The organism is Paenibacillus sp. JNUCC 35 (assembly GCF_058269095.1).
Genome location: NZ_CM177771.1, coordinates 2,536,984 through 2,553,348 on the forward strand (window position 1 = coordinate 2,536,984; position 16,365 = coordinate 2,553,348).

A 16,365-nucleotide genomic window follows, 5' to 3' on the forward strand; every position below is an offset into this window, starting at 1 on the left:
CTTACAAAGAGAGAAGGTAGATGGAGATGGAACGACACATACTGGTCGTCCTGCCGCATCCCGATGACGAAGCGTTCGGCGTATCCGGTACGCTTGCCGGCCATATACGGCAGGGAACCCCGGTGACTTACGCATGCTTGACTCTGGGAGAGATGGGACGCAACATGGGCAATCCCCTTGCGGCCAACCGCGTGACGCTGCCTGAAATCCGTAAAGCCGAGCTTGAGGAATCGTGCCGGTCAATCGGAATTCAGGATCTGCGCATGCTGGGCTTTCACGATAAAACGATTGAATTCGAAGACCGCGAACTGCTCGTCGGCAAAATCCGCGGACTCATCGACGAGCTGAATCCTTCGCTTGTCATTACGTTCTACCCGGGCTACAGCGTGCATCCGGATCATGACGCAACGGGCGCGGCCGTGATTGATACGGTCCAGCGAATCCCCGTGGAAGAGAGACCGGTCGTTCACTGCATCGCTTTTTCCAAAGGATGCGAAGATGTGCTCGGCAAAGCGGATATCGTGAGCGATGTCAGGCCGTATCTGGGGCAGAAGCTGGGCTCGATCCTTGCACACAGCTCCCAGTTCCAGCTCAACGGAAAGCTGAGCGGCAAATCCGCGAACGACAAAGAGGTGCAGGAACGGTTCGGCCACGAGCGGTTATGGACCTACCGGTTTCAATAAAAGAATGTGCGGGGCGGAAGCCGTTGCCGCATGCCGAAAGACCGCCAAGGAGCAGGCGTATCGTTCCTTGGCGGTTTTTTGCCGTTATTCGAGGGAGAGGGCGGCTTGAGCGTTGGCCGCGTCGTTTTCCAGCAGTTCCTTCAGGTCATAAGCGGGGTACGCACCGTCCGCATACATCCGGTTGAACACTTTGGCGTGAAATTCGACCGCTCTCAACAGATGTTTCACAAAGGTTGCCCGGAGACGGGGAGTCGCGGTTTCCGTGAGGGCGCAGGCGTAGCCGCGTACGGCCGTTTTGGCAAAACCGAGAAGCTGTCCCGCTTCCAGGACGGGCAGCTCCGGATTTTTATTCCTGGAGGAAGCATGCGCTTTGGGATAATACGCCAGCAGCTCGTTCAGATTCTGCTCCAAGGTTTGTATCGCCTCTCTAAAGAGCGTTTGAAGCCCTTCGTCCGTAAGCGTCGGCAATTTTTGTTTAAACGCGATCAATTGTCCGGTTTGAAGGCTCACAAGCTCGTGAAGCTCTAAGGTTTCGTGCCAGGCGAGATGTTTGGGGACTTTTGGCAGGCTCATCTTCTCAGACTCCGTTCGTGGGGTTTCTAACAGCCTATGTGAAGGGGCCGAAATTAGTAAGTTGTCAGCATCTCCAGACGGAAGTTCAAGTTAACAGAAGAGTTAATGGGGAATAGTTAATTGTTAAATATTTAATACCTATCAGGGACACGACAACGATGCTAAGATGTTTTTAACCTTAACTAAGGAGTCCTCGGAGTGCCGAATAACAGCAGCCTTATTTCAAAAGCCGTTTTAATAGCAGAAAAAGCCGGATTAAAGGACATTACTCCTCTCGAGCTTGGTAATGGCGGGAACCTGATCGTTCATTTGGCCCCGTATCCGATTGTGGCCCGAATAGCCACTGTGCTTTCAAAAAATCATGCAGATTACGCCTACAAGGTACTGGTTCGTGAATTAAGAGCCGCACGTCATCTCCAATCAAAGGGAGTGCCGGTACGATTGCCAACTGACCGTACGGACGCAGGACCATACGATATTGGCGGCACATGGATGACGTTTTGGAAGTATGTTCCCCCTACAGAACTGCGGCGCCCTTCGCCAAGCGAAGCAGTTGAACTGGTGAATAGACTTTCACTGGCATTGAAAGATTTTACCGATGAGATTCCTATGCTTGGTGTTTGGGAGCGGACATGTCAATCGGCTTTTAGATTAATGAAGCATCCGGATCAGCGTATACAAAACTTGCTAAGTCTGTTCTTCGCGATGGATAGACAGATGCGTCTCGAAACAAGTTTGCTACTACCGTCTCATGGAGATGCCCATTCAAGAAACTTAATACCGAGTCCCGAAGGCTGGGTCTGGTCGGACTTTGAGGATTTATCCTGGATGCCCGCATACTGGGATTTGGCTTCATATGTAGGCAATCTTGCATTATTCAACGGAATTCAGGAGCCAACCTTTCAGTATATCTGGAGTCAGATGAATATTCAGGCCGATAAGCAAGCTTTTGGATTTGCTGTTACCGCACGCATCCTTATGTCCACTTTAGGTAACTTGGATTTCGCACTTTCAGGCAGCGGAGATTTGGAATTTGCATATAAACAGCTTGGGCTGGCAAAAGATTTTATTAATCAAATCAACCTGATTATGGAAGGGGAATAGCGGAGTCATAAACCGTCGCGGCTCCACTTAATAGTCCGAAGTTTGGTGGGCCCGCCTTACCGGTACATCTGCTTGCCCGTACGCTTCGGTCATTTGCCAAAACGCCTGATTTGGACTACTATTAACCGTGAAGTTGTTTGGCATGCATGCTTTTCTTAAGATAATGGACTATCAAACATTCTTTATTAAACAGGTTCCGGTTCTTTCTCCGGGGAGAGGGAACGGATTAAAAGGGAAGTTCGGTGCAATTCCGATACGGTCCCGCCACTGTAAGGGGAAAAGGGGGAGAGGCCCCGGCCGAAGCGCATCACGTCACTGGTTAATCCGGGAAGGCGCGCATAGGGTTCCCGAGTCAGGAGACCTGCCTGTTTACCGGTAACTTCATTCCTACGCGGATAGGATGGCGTTGATGCGAATGTTCTCCCTAATCGTCCGGGTCCCGACCCGAGCGTATTCATGCGATGAACCCAAACATCCTGCCTCCGGCGGGATGTTTTTATTTGTTTCGGATCGATTGACTCCTCCGGCTTTACACGTAAAATGAAGTCCGCCGCATTTTGATCAAAAGAAGTATGAACAAAGATCTTCAAACCGCATGGGGAGGCAAACGATGTATTACGGAGTCAAACTAAATACGAATTACAAAACCCTCTGGCAGGAGGGGATGAAGGACTGGGACGGAAATCTTCCCGTACGGATGACCGATGACGTCAAGGAAGAAGGGTTCTGGAACGCTTTTATGAAAAAGAAAGAACAAGCCGGGGTGGATTCCTGGGTCGCCAACCTACGCAAGGAGCTGATCGCTTTGATTGATCCCGGCGAGGATGTGCTGGAAATCGGTCCCGGCTGGGGAAACTATACGTTCGAAGCGGCCGAGAAAGCGGGTTCCCTCACCTGTGTCGACAGCTCCGAAAGCGTGCTTGCTTTCCTGAGAGCCGCAGCGGAGCGGAAGGGCTGGAATCATTTAAACTTCGTGCATGCCAAGTGGGAAGAGCTTCCCGAGGTGGAGCGAGCCGACGTGGTATTCGGCGTCAATTGTTACTACCGGATGCAGGAAATCGACCGGGCGCTGCTGCACATCAACAACACGGCGAAGCGTCTCGGAATCGCGGGGATGGTAAGCGGTCCCGAGAGACCGCACTACAAGGACATCCAGGAGCAGCTGGGCTGCCGGATCAAATTTCAACGCAGAGATTACATCCATTTGCAGAATCTGCTATATGAACTGGGAATCGATGCGAACTGTAAAATGGTCAACCTGCACAAAACATATGCCTACGATACGGAGGAAGAGCTGCTGAAGGACAACCTGAGCGCGGTTTTGGACAAGGAGTATGACCGCAGGAAGGCCGTTGATCTCTTGTACTCTTATGTGCGTGAAGAAGACGGCAAGCTGATTTACCCGCACAATTTCAAAGCGGCTCTCCTTTACTGGAAGCCGGAAAAACGGCTGGAACCTGCGGACCTCCCGCGGAAGTGATACGGATCGTGCAGGTTTAAATCCGAGCCGCTGAAGCATTATCCCGGTAACGCGGTTTCGCGTGCCGGGATTTTTTTTGGCTTCACGGACCGGACAAGGGAAGGAGCTTGTCATAGATTCGGGCAGACTCGCATAGAGATGAAGAAGAGGATCAGGGTAAGGGAGAAGTCTTTTTTGTTGAAAAACGTAATGATTACGATTAAAATAAAAATACTGTCTTACACAGGAGGAGAGAACGTGCATTTCAGCGGAGCAAGCAGAGGGATGAGAAAAAGACACCTGATTTATATCGCAGCGGGAAGTTTCCTGGCTATACTGGCCTGGCAAGCCGTGCGGACAGGGAATGCGGTGCTGCCGGACCCTTCGGTCATCCGCCTGTTCAAGACGATGTTTATCGGCATCGTGCTCGAAGCGGTTCCTTTTATTATGCTCGGTGTGCTGCTTTCCTCGTTCATGCAGGTCTACATCCCGGAGACCTGGATCCGCAAAGCGATCCCCCGGAATCCTTTGCTCGGATTCGTGTTCGCCTGTCTGCTGGGCATCCTCTTTCCGATTTGCGAATGCGGCATGATCCCGGTCGTCCGGCGGCTGATCAACAAGGGAATGCCGCTGTACATAGGCGTAGTCGTCATTCTGGCGGGTCCCATCGTCAACCCGGTCGTCTATGCGGCAACATACACGGCGTTCCGGATGAATCCCGAAATGGTGTATGCCCGGATGGGACTGGCCCTTGGAGTCAGCGCGTTTATCGGTTTGTTCGTGTACGCGTTTATTAACAAAAATCCTCTGAAACACAGGCTGGACTCGCTGTACGCCGAGAACGGACAAGACTGCGCGCACGTGCAGGGCGGCGGCAAATTCGTTACGATGATGGGTCACGCGGGCGGGGAATTTTTCGATATGGGGAAATATCTCATTTTCGGCTCTCTCCTTACGGCCGTTATTCAGGCGTTTGTGCCGAGAGGCGATTTGTCGGCGCTGGGGGAGGGGGAGGTGCTTCCGCATCTGTTTATGATGGGATTTGCCTACATGTTGTCGCTCTGTTCCACCTCGGACGCCTTTGTCGCTTCTTCCTTTCTCCAGACGTTTTCCAAAGGTTCCCTGCTCACGTTCCTCGTTTTCGGGCCCATGCTCGATTTTAAAAGCACGCTGATGCTTCTGTCCGTCTTCAAAACGAAGTTTGTCCTGCTGCTGGCCGTTCTTATCACGGTGACCGTGTTTGCCGGTTCCGTAGTGGTCGAGCATCTTTATTTCAAGTAACCTTTTGAATTGGGGGAGGTGAACCGGGTGGAAGACAGGCGCGCTTACGCCTTCCATTATTTTATCCGGGCGGCGATTCTATGCGGGTTTTCGTTTTATATCGTTTATCTGGTCAAAACGGGCGGCATGCCGCATTATTTGGCGCCCCGCCTGGTACCGTACGTCAAAGCTTCGGCGATCGCCCTGTTCGTGCTGGCCGTGATCCAGATTTATCTGGCTCTGCAGCCCTCTGTAGGCAAGGAACCCGACTGCGGATGCGAGTCCGATGTAAAGAAATCGAAGCTTTCGCATGGTGCGGCTTATTCCTTGTTCCTTTTACCGCTGCTGCTCGGCTTTCTGCTGCCCGACCGGGTAACGGGGAGCGATATCGTTCAAGTCAAAGGGATTCAATTGAATACCTCCAGCCTCCAAACGCAGAGGAACGCAGGTCCCCAGGACGATCCGCCCAAGAAGGAACTATCTTCCGGGGGGATAAGTCAGGGCGGGGAAGACACGGAAGAAGCCAGGCTCAAGGAGATGTTCAAAGGCAGCCGGTTTACGGAAGACTACGCGAAGCTGGCCATGCGGCTTTACAAAAGCAAAACCATTCTTATCGGAGATAAAGGCTTTATGGAGAAGCTGACGGCAGTAGATCTGTTCGCCGGGAATTTTGCGGGGAAGCAGATGGAAATCAGCGGCTTCGTTTACCGGGAGGACGGCATGCCCAAAAACCAGTTCGTCGTCGCAAGACTGACGATGCAGTGCTGCTCGGCCGATGCATCCCCGTACGGCGTTATCGTTGAAGCGCCGGGAGCGGATTCGTATCTCAAGGATACATGGGTGACGGTGAAAGGCACGATCCGAAAGTCCGTGTACGAAGATAAAGACGTGATGAAGCTGGAGGAAGCCGTTATCCAAAAAATCAAAGAGCCTTCGTCCCCTTACGTGTATCCGTATGCCGGTGATTTCGCCGATCTAGGAAATTAAAGGCTGTGGCAAAAACAAAAACCGCTTTCCCACGGAAGGCGGTTTTGTGCGGTGCAAGAGCCGGATGTTGAAGGTTCTTAATCGGTAAATACAATCAACAGAACAGGAGGAGGGTACAAAAAGATCGTATAGATCGTGCCGAATAGAAGGCGCCTCCCTATCCGTGCCTGAAGCTATTTCCGGCGGCGGCCGGATTCCGGTTCAAGGGACTGTGGCTTATCCAGAAGACGTTTCCATTCTTCACTCAGCCGGTCCGTATCCAGATCGATCCCGATAAACACGAGATATGGCTCTCCCGTGTAAAAGGAAGGCTCCCAGTAGCTCCGCTTTCCTGCGTATTGCAGCAGATGCATGTGCCCGGATTCCGCGAACGTCACATAACCTTTGGCGCGGATCAGACCGTCCTTCCACCGCTGGAGGAAGGCGTCCACATCCGCTTTGGTCAGCCCCGCAGCCCGATTCCACGGGAGGGTGACGGTACGGACGCGGGAGTGGGAAGGCGCGGTTTCCGCCGGTGCCGGCGAATCTGCGGGGTGCACGTCGCGTCCGGTGCCAGCTGTGTTGGGCTCCTTCGGATGAGTCCGGATCTTCGTCATCCGGATAGGCCGGACCGTCAGAGGCGCATTCTGCGCAGGCTGGATCCCTTCCAGGATCGGCTGAATCTCAATGCGGCAGTGGGTCGTATACACGAGCATAGCGTGCCCGTTCAGCTTGCGTATCGCCTTCTCGATTTGGTGCAGCCGGATGCGGTGCACATAATCCGTTTTGTTGACCAGGATAAGGTCGGCAACTTCGACCTGCCTGCGAAGCGTCCGCACAAGCTGTTTGTCCGAGGCGAACAGGCTGTTGTAATCCATGAAGTTTTCGGCATCGAGCACAGTGATGACCTGCTTGAGGGCAACGCGGTCCAGCAGACCGGATTCCGTAAGCACATCGGCAATTTCTTCGGGGTTGGCCACGCCGGTCAGCTCGATGAACAACATATCCGGATTGCGCAGAAGCAGAGCCTGCAAGCTGCCGGTAAGCTCGCTTTTCTTACTGCAGCAGACACAGCCGTCCAGCAGTTTTTCAACCGAAGCGGAACTGTGCCCTTCCAGAATTAAGCCGTCGACATCCGCTTTGCCCAGCTCATTCATCAGTATTCCCGGGCGCAGACCAAGCTTCTTGGATTCTTCGAGCATACGGAGCAGAAGGGTCGTTTTACCGCTGCCCAAAAAACCGCTAAGTACGAATACAGGTATTGTCACGGTTTTAGTTCCTTTCTGAAATAAAAGATATGTTCTCATTATATGCCTGTCCGGAAACGGCCATGCCAGAAAAATCGTAATCGTTACGTTTAAATTTATTGTACAGGAAACAGCGCTGTCCGGCAAACCGGATGTTTTCATTAGGAGGAGTGGAAGGCAGCTTCCAGAGCTTCCTTATGTTCTTGTAATCCGGGTAAAAAGTCCCTAATTATTCAAAGTGGTAAAAAAATCCTCCATGTCCATTAATGGACATGGAGGATTTTTTAAATTTCCTATGCTTTATTGCAGGGACTGCTGAGTTTTGGCGGAACCCGCAAAGGTCTGAAATTGATCCTTTAATTTCTGACGGGCGTCTTTATTGCGGAGTAAGTAAGCAGCTCCTAAACCAATTGCAGTAAACATCATTTTTTTACCCATTTTCGTTTACCTCCTCGTATGTTAAGGTTGCTGGCTCTACAGAAAATTACCCGCTCAGCCCGATGCTAAACATTTTTCCGCGTAATAAACTAAAAAGAGAGAGGGGTGCTGCCGTGCAGACCCATCTTCTTCAAATAAAAAAGACCACCCGATAAGAGCTCGGATGGTCCTTCTTGTTGAGTGAATTAGACGGTTTTCCAAACGTCGGCTTTACCAGGGATCTCACCTTGTGTCCACCATTTGGCTTCGTATACGACACCGTTGTAAGTAACGCGGTTGCCTGCTGTGTAAACGGAGGAGGAGCTCCAAGCAGGTGCAGTTGTGCCGCCACCGCCGGCAGTTGTTTTAGCCGTTACAGCGGAGCTTGCAGCGGAAGTGTTGCCTGCTGCGTCTTTCGCTACAACCGTGAACGTGTAGCTAGTGTCAGCCGTCAGGCCTGTTACCGTGAAGCTGGTAGTTGTGGAAGTTCCTACTTTAGTGGAACCTTGGTATACATCGTAACCCGTTACGCCGACATTGTCGGAAGAAGCGCTCCAGTTCAGAGTTACGGAGTTAGCTGTTACGCCGGAAGCAGTTACGCCTGCAGGAACAGTAGGAGCTTGAGTGTCTGGTGTGCCAGTTCCGCCACCGTTTACGTTAACGTCGATTACGTTGTAGAAAGCGTTAGGCGTATCGGCGATTTCCCAAACAGCCAGGATTACGTTGTAACCGCTGCGGGCAGGAACGTCACAGGTGTGGGAAGTGGAAGGATTCGGTTTTTTACCGCCGTCGTTGAAGGAACAGAACAGTTCGAAATCCGAACGTTTCAGAGCTTCGTTAGGATTCCAGCCTGTTTTCGTGATGTAGTATTTCCATTCTCTCGTTGCGTGTGCGGCAGTCAGCTTCCAAGTGAACGTGTTGCTTCCGCTGTTGATGTTCACTTTGGACCAGCGGTCTGCAGTTTGAGCGTTCAGTTCAGGGAAAGCGGCGCCGGCGCCGGCGATTTGACCGTCAGCAGGGCCTCCTGCAGGGTAGCTGCCAGGTGCTTCAAGGCTTTGCGGCTCGTACACGATGGCTCCGCAGTTTTTGTTAATGCCTTGATTACAGAGGGCTGCGCGGCTTGCCGGACCTGTGATGTAACCATGAGCGGAAGCGCTTTCAGCGAAAACGAGCGAACAGATGGCACCGATTACGAGCGCAGCAAATGCTACGAGAAAAGGAGAAACTTTGAAAAGAGAGCGGTTCCATGAAATGGATTGGGACATTAGTTTAATACCTCCGATTTAATTGAATTGGAATACAGGGAATTTAGAACTATACTGCTGCGAATCGTAAAAAATCATAATGACACAAACCAGAGTGATTCTGGTGGATAGGTCAGGATTCGGCATCGTAAGCAGTGAATGGCTATCTACCGAGAGCAGCAAATGAGCTTTAATTCCTGCCTGTCAAAAAGTTTAGCATCTACCTCCTGTCAATTTATGTCTAAATGAATCATTTCACCTCCTCATATCCATATTATAGTATAAGGCAGAAGCAATGGAAGTAGGTCTTTAGAACTATTTATATACATAAAATGGTTTAAATAGTAAAACATCTCCTCCATAATATCCAGAAAATTTGGATATTTTTTTGTAAAGATCGTAAATTGGAAAATAAATTAGAATTAAAAGGGAAATTGTCGAATGGAACGAATTAGATGTATACAAATGCGGAAGAGGAAGGGAGTGAGCCGGTTATGAGTGTTGCGGCAGACATCAAATTGTTTATTTCCGTCAAAAAAGCATGGATTCTGGTCCTGGCGATGATTTTGTACGGAATCGGCGTCGGAATTTTGGCGCCCATGAACGCCATTTACTTAAAAGAAGGGATCGGACTCGGGAAAGGCGAGATCGCGTCGATTTTTGCCATTTCGCTTGTGCTCAATATGATTTTCACGATCAGCGTCGGCATTCTGAGCGATAAGATTCCGCGGAAGAAAATCATCCCCATGGCGGCTTCTGTGGTGTGTGCGGCCGGGCTGCTGATCTATATGCGAGCCGACGGGTACGTATCCGCGCTGGTGGGCATGTCGATCGCATCGGCCCCGTCCGGGATGGTTATGGGGCAGATGTTTGCCATGGCCCGGAACCATTTCTCGAAGCTGGCGCCGGACATCGTGGAGATTTCGCAGCTCTGGCTGCGCGCGTCTTTCAGCGTGGGTTTTTTTGCGGGACTGCTGCTGGGGGCGAACATTTATTTATGGTTCACCTTCTACGGGGTGCTCTGGGGCAATCTTGCGGGGTACACGGCACTCTTCGTCCTTCTGTTGTTTTACCGGGAAACGGTGGAAGCGCCTTCCAAAGCGGTCCTTAAGAAGAGCGGCGAGCCCTTCTCGCTGGCTATGCTGGCCGCGCTGCTTATGCTGTCGTGCGCCGATGCGATTCGGGGCCTGTATCTTCCCCTTGTCGTGAACGAGAAGTTCGGCAACCCGGAGCTGATGTCTTACATCTGGAGCGCACAGGCGGTGTTCGAACTGTTGTTTATGACGGTTGCGGGCTATTGGGCGCTGAAATACGGCTTCAAGCCGGTCATTCTATTCGCCGGCCTGTTCGCGCTGATCGTCTATCTGGTGTACGCCAATGTCGATTACCTGCCGTTCTTTTTCGCTATGCAGCCGCTGTATTCGTTTTACGTGGCCGTGCTGCTCGGGGTGGCAATGGGCTACGTCCAGCGGATGTTTTTGCACAAAACCGGGTTCGGAGCCAGCCTGTATGTCGTGATTACCCAAATGGCTTCTCTGGTCGGCTATTTCCTGCCGCTGCTGATTGATGGCATCACGCCGTCCATCTTTTACATCCCCGCTACGCTCATTGTCGTCTCCATGCTGCTTATCACGAGAACGATGCTGAAAGAACGCGGCAGCAGAAAGCCGGGAAACGTACAAACTTTGTAAGTGAGGCGGTGTGCCAAACGGTCTTGAAAAAAATGCTTCTCCGGCACTTTACCGTAAAACGCCCGCTGTGCTAAAATGAGGCCACTGGAAGAGTGTGTAACTGGCGGAACGTGGGGAACCACGGGGGAGCACACGGGAAATATAGCCGTACGCCTGGGCGAAAGTATTTGCAGATAGCGGAAAACCGCGGTCTGCGGATACTTTTTTTGTTTTCTTTTTGTAGGAAACCAATAAATCGGGGGGCGGAAAACATGGGAATGTTAATGAAAACGGCAGATCTTGCCGGTCGGTTAAGGGACTCGATCCGAATAGAAACGGACGCGTGGAAAAAGCGGGGAATAGAACCTTCCCTGGCGGTTGTACTCCTAAAAGGGGATCCGGCTTCCGAATACTACGCCAGAGCCAAGGAAAAGACGGCGCAAAAACTCGGTATCGGCTACCGTCTGATGGAATTCGATCCGGCTATTACGCAGTCGGAATTGCTCGGACATCTTGGAGAGCTGAACGATGACAAAAGCGTGCACGGAATCATGCTGGAGCTTCCGCTGCCCCGGCATTTGAACCCGTCCGAAGCTTTCGAGCTTATCCGCCCCGACAAGGATGTGGACGGGATTACGCCCGGCAGTAAACTTGCCTGTTTCCTCGGCACAAAAGGGCTGTACCCGGCAACGCCCCAGTCCTGTATCCGCATTCTGCAGGAATTCGGATTCGGACTGAAAGGGCGGCATGTGGTGCTCGTCGGGAGAGGCGAGACCGTCGGCAGGCCTTTGATGCCTATGCTGCTGCGGGAGCACGCGACCCTTACGGTATGCCATTCGCACACGGAGAATCTCGCGCGTCATATTGCCGGTGCGGACATCCTCATTACAGCGGCCGGAAGGGCGGGGATGGTTACCGCGGATATGGTGCATCCGGATCTGGTTATTGTCGATGCAGGCATCAACGAAACGGACACGGGATTAACGGGGGATGTAAGTCCGGATGCTCTGCAGCGGGTAAAGGCGATGACGCCGGTGCCGAGAGGCGTAGGGACGTTAACGACGCTCATCTTGTTTGAAAATTAAAAGCGGTCGGAATGCAGATCGGGGAGGGAGCGTACAAATGAGGGTGTACGATCAGTCGATTCGCGAATTTCTGGCCGAGGCTTCTTCGGGCTCTCCGGTGCCCGGCGGAGGCAGCATTGCCGCTTTGGCCGCAGCCCTCGGAGCGTCCATGGGGTCGATGACCGCCTGCTTGACCACGGGCGCCAAGTTTAAAGAGCAAGAAGCCGCGATGCTCGAGAATACGGATCTTTTTCGGCAGGCCATCGTGCGGTTCGAATCCTTGCAGGAAAAAGATATGGCTTCATTCAGCCGGTTCATGAAGGCGCTGAAGCTGCCGGCTTCCACTCCCGCGGAGAAAGAAGCCCGGAGTCTCGCTATCCGGGAAGCCTCCGCTCATGCGGCGGATGTGCCGCTGGAACTGATGGAGGCGTGCCTCGGGGTCATGCGGCGGCTGGCGGTCCTGGTCCCGGAAGTCAACAAGAATGTGGTGTCCGATCTGGGAATTGCCGTTCTGATGCTGGAAGCCGCGGTACAATCTGCCTGGATCACGGTGGAAATCAACTTGAATGCCATGTCCGCCGACAACCGGAAAGAGTACAGAGACAAAGGAACACTTCTGATGAGAGAATCGGAAGAAATAAAACGGGATGCTTTGGTACAAGTAAGAGAGCGGATTTGAGAAGCCGCTCGGAGCGGCAGAGCTTTCCGATCATGGACAGCAAGATGTACCGTTCCGGCGATGATACAAAAAGCCGTCTGAGCTTCTTCTGAAAAGAAGAGTTTCAGACGGCTTTTTTGCTGGTTTAACGGGCCCGCGCCTTTATTCGTAGCGGCGAGTCGACGGCCAGGAGCCTTGAAGCTTGCGGATCAGCACGATCTCGCCGGTATGAAAAGCGTCGTGCTGGATGATGCTGGCGATGCGGAAACCGATCGGACAATCACGGTATAGAGCGTCCATGTCCGGATCGGATTTGGTGTCCAGAAGGCTGCCGATGCGGGTATGAACGGCGTCGAGCTCACGAAGCGTCCGCTGCCACGCTTCTTCGGAACCGTGCGTATCGGGCGTTTTGAATGTGTCGTCGTTGTTTTGGGCCCAGTGGTCCGGTTCTTCGCCCTGGAGATGCTCCAGCAGCCGCTGCTTGTAGTAGACCAGATGGTTGACTGTCTCCCAGATGGTATTGCCCGCTTTACCCGGCGGCCGCCAGGAAGCCTGCTCCGCGCTTATCCCGCTGACGGCGTCTTTCAGAGGGGCATACCAGTCTTCCGTTCCGTAAGCGTGTTCCCAGCCTCGTTTGAGAAGATCCAATCCGTTCATTTGATTTCCTCCTAAATTAAGAATGGTGTAAAATTAGAAAGGCGATGTCATCATGTGTGGATAGGTTGTGCGATAAGACTGCCCGATGTGCAGACCATTCGCACAGATTCATTGTAACTATCTATTTTGTTTATGGTGGTTACATTTTGAATTTTAACATCAATTGGAAGAAGACTCAATCTTTATTCGGAGGTTGTTTTGGAAAATTCGGCTTTAGAGTTTATGAACAGCCAGTGGTACGACTGGCGGGGAACGGGGCGGAGCGAGGACAGGCTTGACCGACCGGGCTGGCTGGAAGCTTTTCTCGAGAAGTGGGAGCTGCAGGCCCAGGTGCCTCCGCAGCCCCACGAACGCGCCGCCCTCGGCGAGCTCCGCCAAGCCATGCGCGCGATCACGGAATGCGCATGCTCTAACAGCGAGCCGGATCGCGCGGACATCGCCAGGTTGAACGAAGCGATGGCTGAAGTGCCTTCCCGCCCGGTTCTGGCGAGGGAAGAAGGCGGCTGGCGGCTGGAGCGCAGGACGGGCGATAGGGGCTGGGCCGCGGTCATGGGCCAGGTGGCCGTCGCATTTGCGCGGCTGCTGGCGGAAGAAGACGTGCGGCGGCTCAAAATGTGCGCCAACGAAGACTGCCGCTGGGTTTTCTTCGACGAGAGCAGAAGCCGGACGGCCCGGTGGTGCGACGATAAAATGTGCGGCAACCTGATGAAAGTCAGGCGCTTCCGGAAACGCCGGAAAGAAAACGATTGATCCGGCGTTGGAGCATTTTGCGGGCGTGCCACAAGGAATACGGCTTAGAGAGTCGAAGAAGTAAGAGGAACTTACATAACGAACAGTCCGAGAGTGAATTTACCTACAAAGGAGAATGAATATGGCGAATCAATTCAAGAAAAACCTGGAGAAATACGCCGAGCTGGCGGTGAAAGTCGGTTTGAACATACAGCCGGGTCAGTCCTTATGGGTGAATGCTTCCATTCAGCAGGCCCCTTTAACCCGTTTTATTGCGCAAAAAGCATACGAAGCGGGAGCGAAATCGGTCCACGTCGAATGGATGGATGATGTTATTACGAAGCTGAGATATACGCTTGCTCCCGACGATTCGTTTGATACCTATCCGGCATGGAGAGCGCAGGCGGTAGAAGAGCTGGCCGAAAACGGCGGTGCTTATCTGCTTATCGAATCGGGCAATCCGGAACTGCTTCAAGGAGTGAAACCCGAACGTATCACGGCTTATTCCAAGGCTGCGGGTAAAGCGCTTGCCAAATGGAGAGAGTACATGACCTCCCACAAGATGACGTGGTCGATTCTCGCTGCCCCTTCCACCGGCTGGGCCAGCAAAGTGTTCCCCGATCTGCCGGAAGATGAAGCCGTGGCCGCTTTGTGGGAGGAGATTTTCAAAGCTACCCGAGTGGATCAAGACAATCCCGTTCAGGTCTGGGAGCGGCATAATGCCACGCTCATGGCCAAAGTGGAAGAGCTGAACGCCAAACAATACCGGAAGCTTCATTACCGGGCGCCGGGCACGGAGCTGAGCGTAACGCTGCCGGAGCGGCACATCTGGTGCGGAGGCTCGACTGTGAACGAGAAGGGGGATGCTTTCAATCCGAACGTGCCGACGGAGGAAGTATTCGTTTCTCCGCTTAAGGACGGCACGAACGGAGTGGTTCGCAGCACGAAGCCGCTGAGCTATCAGGGAAATCTGATCGAGAATTTCACGCTTACGTTTGAAAACGGCCGTGTCGTGGACTTTCAGGCAGAGAAAGGCTATGAAGCGTTAAAAGGACTTCTCGAACTGGACGAAGGAGCCCGTCATCTGGGCGAGGTTGCGCTTGTGCCTCATGAGTCGCCTATTTCCGCGAGCAACATCATATTCTTTAACACGCTGTTCGATGAGAACGCGTCGAATCACCTTGCTCTGGGGAAAGCCTTCGGCTTCAGCATCCCGGACGGAACGAAAATGTCGGTGGAGGAGCTGACGAAGGCGGGCCTCAACGACAGTATTACCCACGTGGACTTCATGATCGGCTCGGCGGAAATGGACATTGACGGAGAACGGGCCGACGGGACGCTTGAACCGATTTTCCGCAAAGGGAATTGGGCTTAATTTTCCGGGAAATACCGGACGTCCTGCCTGTAAAGGCACGGTAACGAGCGTGATAAGGATATCAAAGGTCAGCCGGGATTGCCGGCTGGCTTTTTCTTTGAGTGCATCCGAGTTCTTTTCTTTATGTGCAGCTCGTTAGGCGTTTCTTACGGAAGCGTGCGGCGGTTTTTTTTGTTTTTAGAAAAGGTTTATTTGGAATTCCCTGGAATATCCTTTTATACTTACAAAGTGGCCCTTATAAAACTCATGGGGAGTGAGGAAATGAGCGTTTACGAACATCTGGTTCAACCGGAACGGTCAGGCGACTTGAAAAAAGATGTGTATGCTTTTCTGACCGAAAACGGACACCGCGAAACCGCGGAGCACTGCATGAAAGTGGGCGAGAAGGCCCGCGAACTGGCCGTCCGCTTCGGGGCGGACCCGGAAACAGCGGCATCGTCCGGTTATTTGCACGATATCAGCGCCGTTTTTTCCAACGATACGCGTATTTCCATGTCGGTTCAGCTTGGGATCGAAGTGCTTCCGGAGGAAGAAAGCTTTCCGATGATCATTCACCAGAAGATTTCGAAAGCGATAGCACGGGATCTATTCGGAGTGGCGGACCCAGAAATCTTGAGTGCGATTGAATGCCACACCACGCTCAAAAAACAGGCATCGCAGATGGATAAGCTGCTTTTCACAGCCGACAAAGTGGCTTGGGATCAGAAGGGCACGCCTCCGTATCTCGAAGAGTTGAATAGGGGACTTGCGCTTTCGCTAGACCATGCCGCGTTTGCCTATATCCGCTACTTATGGAGCCGGAAAGACACGCTGAGAGTCGTTCATCCATGGCTCAGAGAGGCGTACGCGGATTTGTCGGGACGCATTGGAAGTGAGCCGGAAACGTGCGGAACCTAAGCAGGGGAAAAATTTTTGCACTGTCAATCGTTCTGATTGTTTTACTGGCTCCGTTTGTTTATGTTCAGGGAAATAAATGGGCCTATGCGGAAAGAGTCAGGAGCTACCTGCTCCAGGAAAAAAGCTACAAAGAAGAGGAACTGGCATCGGTCAAAGGGATTTGGGGGATGAAACTTCCCTCCTTCTATACAGTCGTTGTTTTCAAGGATGAGCCGGAGGTGAATTATGTTTATTTTTCCCATAACGAGGTCCTGCAATTCGATCAGTGGATTACCCCGAAAGGAGTAGAGATGGGGGTAACGCCTGAAAAGCTGAAACACACGGAAAAGCGAAGGGAGGGGTAGGAGGTCCAAAACCGGAAC

General features: G+C 52.5%; 17 protein-coding genes and 2 riboswitches. Of the genes, 12 read left to right on the forward strand and 5 right to left on the reverse strand.

What is annotated here, in order from left to right; translation table 11 throughout:
* The first annotated feature begins 26 nt into the window (after positions 1-26).
* Positions 27-683: a bacillithiol biosynthesis deacetylase BshB2 gene (gene bshB2, locus AC2TF6_RS11775; RefSeq protein ID WP_491311148.1), complete on the forward strand. Its 657-nt coding sequence runs from the start codon at positions 27-29 to the stop codon at positions 681-683.
* Positions 684-767: 84 nt separating this feature from the next.
* Here the strand turns inward: bshB2 and AC2TF6_RS11780 are convergent, their stop codons facing one another.
* A complete protein-coding gene (locus AC2TF6_RS11780) occupies positions 768-1,256 on the reverse strand; it encodes a spore coat protein (protein ID WP_491311149.1) in 489 nt (162 codons plus the stop codon).
* Between the two features lie 198 nt (positions 1,257-1,454).
* Here AC2TF6_RS11780 and AC2TF6_RS11785 point away from each other — a divergent pair, with 198 nt between their 5' ends.
* The 4 genes from AC2TF6_RS11785 to AC2TF6_RS11800 all read left to right on the forward strand — a co-directional run bounded on the left by AC2TF6_RS11785 (position 1,455) and on the right by AC2TF6_RS11800 (position 6,066).
* The gene (locus tag AC2TF6_RS11785) at positions 1,455-2,360 is read left to right on the forward strand and encodes an aminoglycoside phosphotransferase family protein (RefSeq protein ID WP_491311150.1); all 906 of its coding nucleotides are present in this window, start codon (positions 1,455-1,457) and stop codon (positions 2,358-2,360) included.
* A 174-nt stretch (positions 2,361-2,534) separates the two neighbouring features.
* Positions 2,535-2,743: riboswitch (cobalamin riboswitch) on the forward strand.
* A 227-nt stretch (positions 2,744-2,970) separates the two neighbouring features.
* Entirely contained in the window at positions 2,971-3,840 is an 870-nt protein-coding gene (locus AC2TF6_RS11790) for a class I SAM-dependent methyltransferase (RefSeq protein ID WP_491311151.1), read from the forward strand.
* A 174-nt stretch (positions 3,841-4,014) separates the two neighbouring features.
* The gene (locus AC2TF6_RS11795; RefSeq protein WP_491311152.1) at positions 4,015-5,100 is read left to right on the forward strand and encodes a permease; all 1,086 of its coding nucleotides are present in this window, start codon (positions 4,015-4,017) and stop codon (positions 5,098-5,100) included.
* Between the two features lie 27 nt (positions 5,101-5,127).
* The gene (locus AC2TF6_RS11800; RefSeq protein ID WP_491311153.1) at positions 5,128-6,066 is read left to right on the forward strand and encodes a TIGR03943 family putative permease subunit; all 939 of its coding nucleotides are present in this window, start codon (positions 5,128-5,130) and stop codon (positions 6,064-6,066) included.
* Between the two features lie 173 nt (positions 6,067-6,239).
* Here AC2TF6_RS11800 and AC2TF6_RS11805 read toward each other — a convergent pair whose 3' ends face one another.
* The 3 genes from AC2TF6_RS11805 to AC2TF6_RS11815 form a co-directional block, all read right to left on the reverse strand.
* On the reverse strand, positions 6,240-7,313 hold the full coding sequence (locus AC2TF6_RS11805; protein ID WP_491311154.1) for a CobW family GTP-binding protein: 1,074 nt from the start codon (positions 7,311-7,313) through the stop codon (positions 6,240-6,242).
* Positions 7,314-7,592: 279 nt separating this feature from the next.
* Positions 7,593-7,730, reverse strand: coding sequence for a hypothetical protein (locus tag AC2TF6_RS11810; RefSeq protein ID WP_009672324.1), 138 nt, complete (start codon positions 7,728-7,730; stop codon positions 7,593-7,595).
* Between the two features lie 185 nt (positions 7,731-7,915).
* A complete protein-coding gene (locus AC2TF6_RS11815; RefSeq protein ID WP_491311155.1) occupies positions 7,916-8,974 on the reverse strand; it encodes a lytic polysaccharide monooxygenase in 1,059 nt (352 codons plus the stop codon).
* Positions 8,975-9,447: 473 nt separating this feature from the next.
* On the opposite strand from AC2TF6_RS11815, the gene AC2TF6_RS11820 reads away from it, so the two are divergent.
* The 3 genes from AC2TF6_RS11820 (at position 9,448) to AC2TF6_RS11830 (ending at position 12,366) form a co-directional block, all read left to right on the forward strand.
* The gene (locus tag AC2TF6_RS11820) at positions 9,448-10,644 is read left to right on the forward strand and encodes an MFS transporter (protein ID WP_491311156.1); all 1,197 of its coding nucleotides are present in this window, start codon (positions 9,448-9,450) and stop codon (positions 10,642-10,644) included.
* A gap of 86 nt (positions 10,645-10,730) precedes the next feature.
* Positions 10,731-10,810, forward strand: a riboswitch (ZMP/ZTP riboswitch).
* Positions 10,811-10,895: 85 nt separating this feature from the next.
* Entirely contained in the window at positions 10,896-11,708 is an 813-nt protein-coding gene (locus tag AC2TF6_RS11825) for a bifunctional 5,10-methylenetetrahydrofolate dehydrogenase/5,10-methenyltetrahydrofolate cyclohydrolase (protein ID WP_491311157.1), read from the forward strand.
* A gap of 37 nt (positions 11,709-11,745) precedes the next feature.
* Positions 11,746-12,366, forward strand: coding sequence for a cyclodeaminase/cyclohydrolase family protein (locus AC2TF6_RS11830; RefSeq protein ID WP_491311158.1), 621 nt, complete (start codon positions 11,746-11,748; stop codon positions 12,364-12,366).
* 141 nt (positions 12,367-12,507) lie between these two features.
* Here AC2TF6_RS11830 and AC2TF6_RS11835 read toward each other — a convergent pair whose 3' ends face one another.
* Entirely contained in the window at positions 12,508-13,002 is a 495-nt protein-coding gene (locus AC2TF6_RS11835) for a DinB family protein (protein ID WP_491311159.1), read from the reverse strand.
* A 198-nt stretch (positions 13,003-13,200) separates the two neighbouring features.
* Here AC2TF6_RS11835 and AC2TF6_RS11840 point away from each other — a divergent pair, with 198 nt between their 5' ends.
* The 4 genes from AC2TF6_RS11840 to AC2TF6_RS11855 all read left to right on the forward strand — a co-directional run bounded on the left by AC2TF6_RS11840 (position 13,201) and on the right by AC2TF6_RS11855 (position 16,347).
* Entirely contained in the window at positions 13,201-13,752 is a 552-nt protein-coding gene (locus AC2TF6_RS11840; protein WP_491311160.1) for a CGNR zinc finger domain-containing protein, read from the forward strand.
* A 121-nt stretch (positions 13,753-13,873) separates the two neighbouring features.
* On the forward strand, positions 13,874-15,106 hold the full coding sequence (locus AC2TF6_RS11845) for an aminopeptidase (protein WP_491311161.1): 1,233 nt from the start codon (positions 13,874-13,876) through the stop codon (positions 15,104-15,106).
* 261 nt (positions 15,107-15,367) lie between these two features.
* Entirely contained in the window at positions 15,368-16,003 is a 636-nt protein-coding gene (yqeK, locus tag AC2TF6_RS11850; protein WP_491311162.1) for a bis(5'-nucleosyl)-tetraphosphatase (symmetrical) YqeK, read from the forward strand.
* On the forward strand, positions 15,991-16,347 hold the full coding sequence (locus AC2TF6_RS11855) for a DUF3139 domain-containing protein (protein WP_491311163.1): 357 nt from the start codon (positions 15,991-15,993) through the stop codon (positions 16,345-16,347). Before yqeK ends, AC2TF6_RS11855 begins: the two co-directional genes overlap by 13 nt.
* The last annotated feature ends 18 nt before the right edge of the window (positions 16,348-16,365 follow it).

Excerpts from the sequence above, each read along its gene's own strand:
- bshB2 (WP_491311148.1), top strand. The coding sequence starts at position 27 with ATGGAACGACACATACTGGTCGTCCTGCCGCATCCCGATGACGAAGCG.
- AC2TF6_RS11780 (WP_491311149.1), bottom strand. The coding sequence starts at position 1,256 with ATGAGCCTGCCAAAAGTCCCCAAACATCTCGCCTGGCACGAAACCTTA.
- AC2TF6_RS11790 (WP_491311151.1), top strand. The coding sequence starts at position 2,971 with ATGTATTACGGAGTCAAACTAAATACGAATTACAAAACCCTCTGGCAG.
- AC2TF6_RS11810 (WP_009672324.1), bottom strand. The coding sequence starts at position 7,730 with ATGGGTAAAAAAATGATGTTTACTGCAATTGGTTTAGGAGCTGCTTAC.
- AC2TF6_RS11815 (WP_491311155.1), bottom strand. The coding sequence starts at position 8,974 with ATGTCCCAATCCATTTCATGGAACCGCTCTCTTTTCAAAGTTTCTCCT.
- AC2TF6_RS11820 (WP_491311156.1), top strand. The coding sequence starts at position 9,448 with ATGAGTGTTGCGGCAGACATCAAATTGTTTATTTCCGTCAAAAAAGCA.
- AC2TF6_RS11825 (WP_491311157.1), top strand. The coding sequence starts at position 10,896 with ATGGGAATGTTAATGAAAACGGCAGATCTTGCCGGTCGGTTAAGGGAC.
- AC2TF6_RS11830 (WP_491311158.1), top strand. The coding sequence starts at position 11,746 with ATGAGGGTGTACGATCAGTCGATTCGCGAATTTCTGGCCGAGGCTTCT.
- AC2TF6_RS11835 (WP_491311159.1), bottom strand. The coding sequence starts at position 13,002 with ATGAACGGATTGGATCTTCTCAAACGAGGCTGGGAACACGCTTACGGA.
- AC2TF6_RS11845 (WP_491311161.1), top strand. The coding sequence starts at position 13,874 with ATGGCGAATCAATTCAAGAAAAACCTGGAGAAATACGCCGAGCTGGCG.
- yqeK (WP_491311162.1), top strand. The coding sequence starts at position 15,368 with ATGAGCGTTTACGAACATCTGGTTCAACCGGAACGGTCAGGCGACTTG.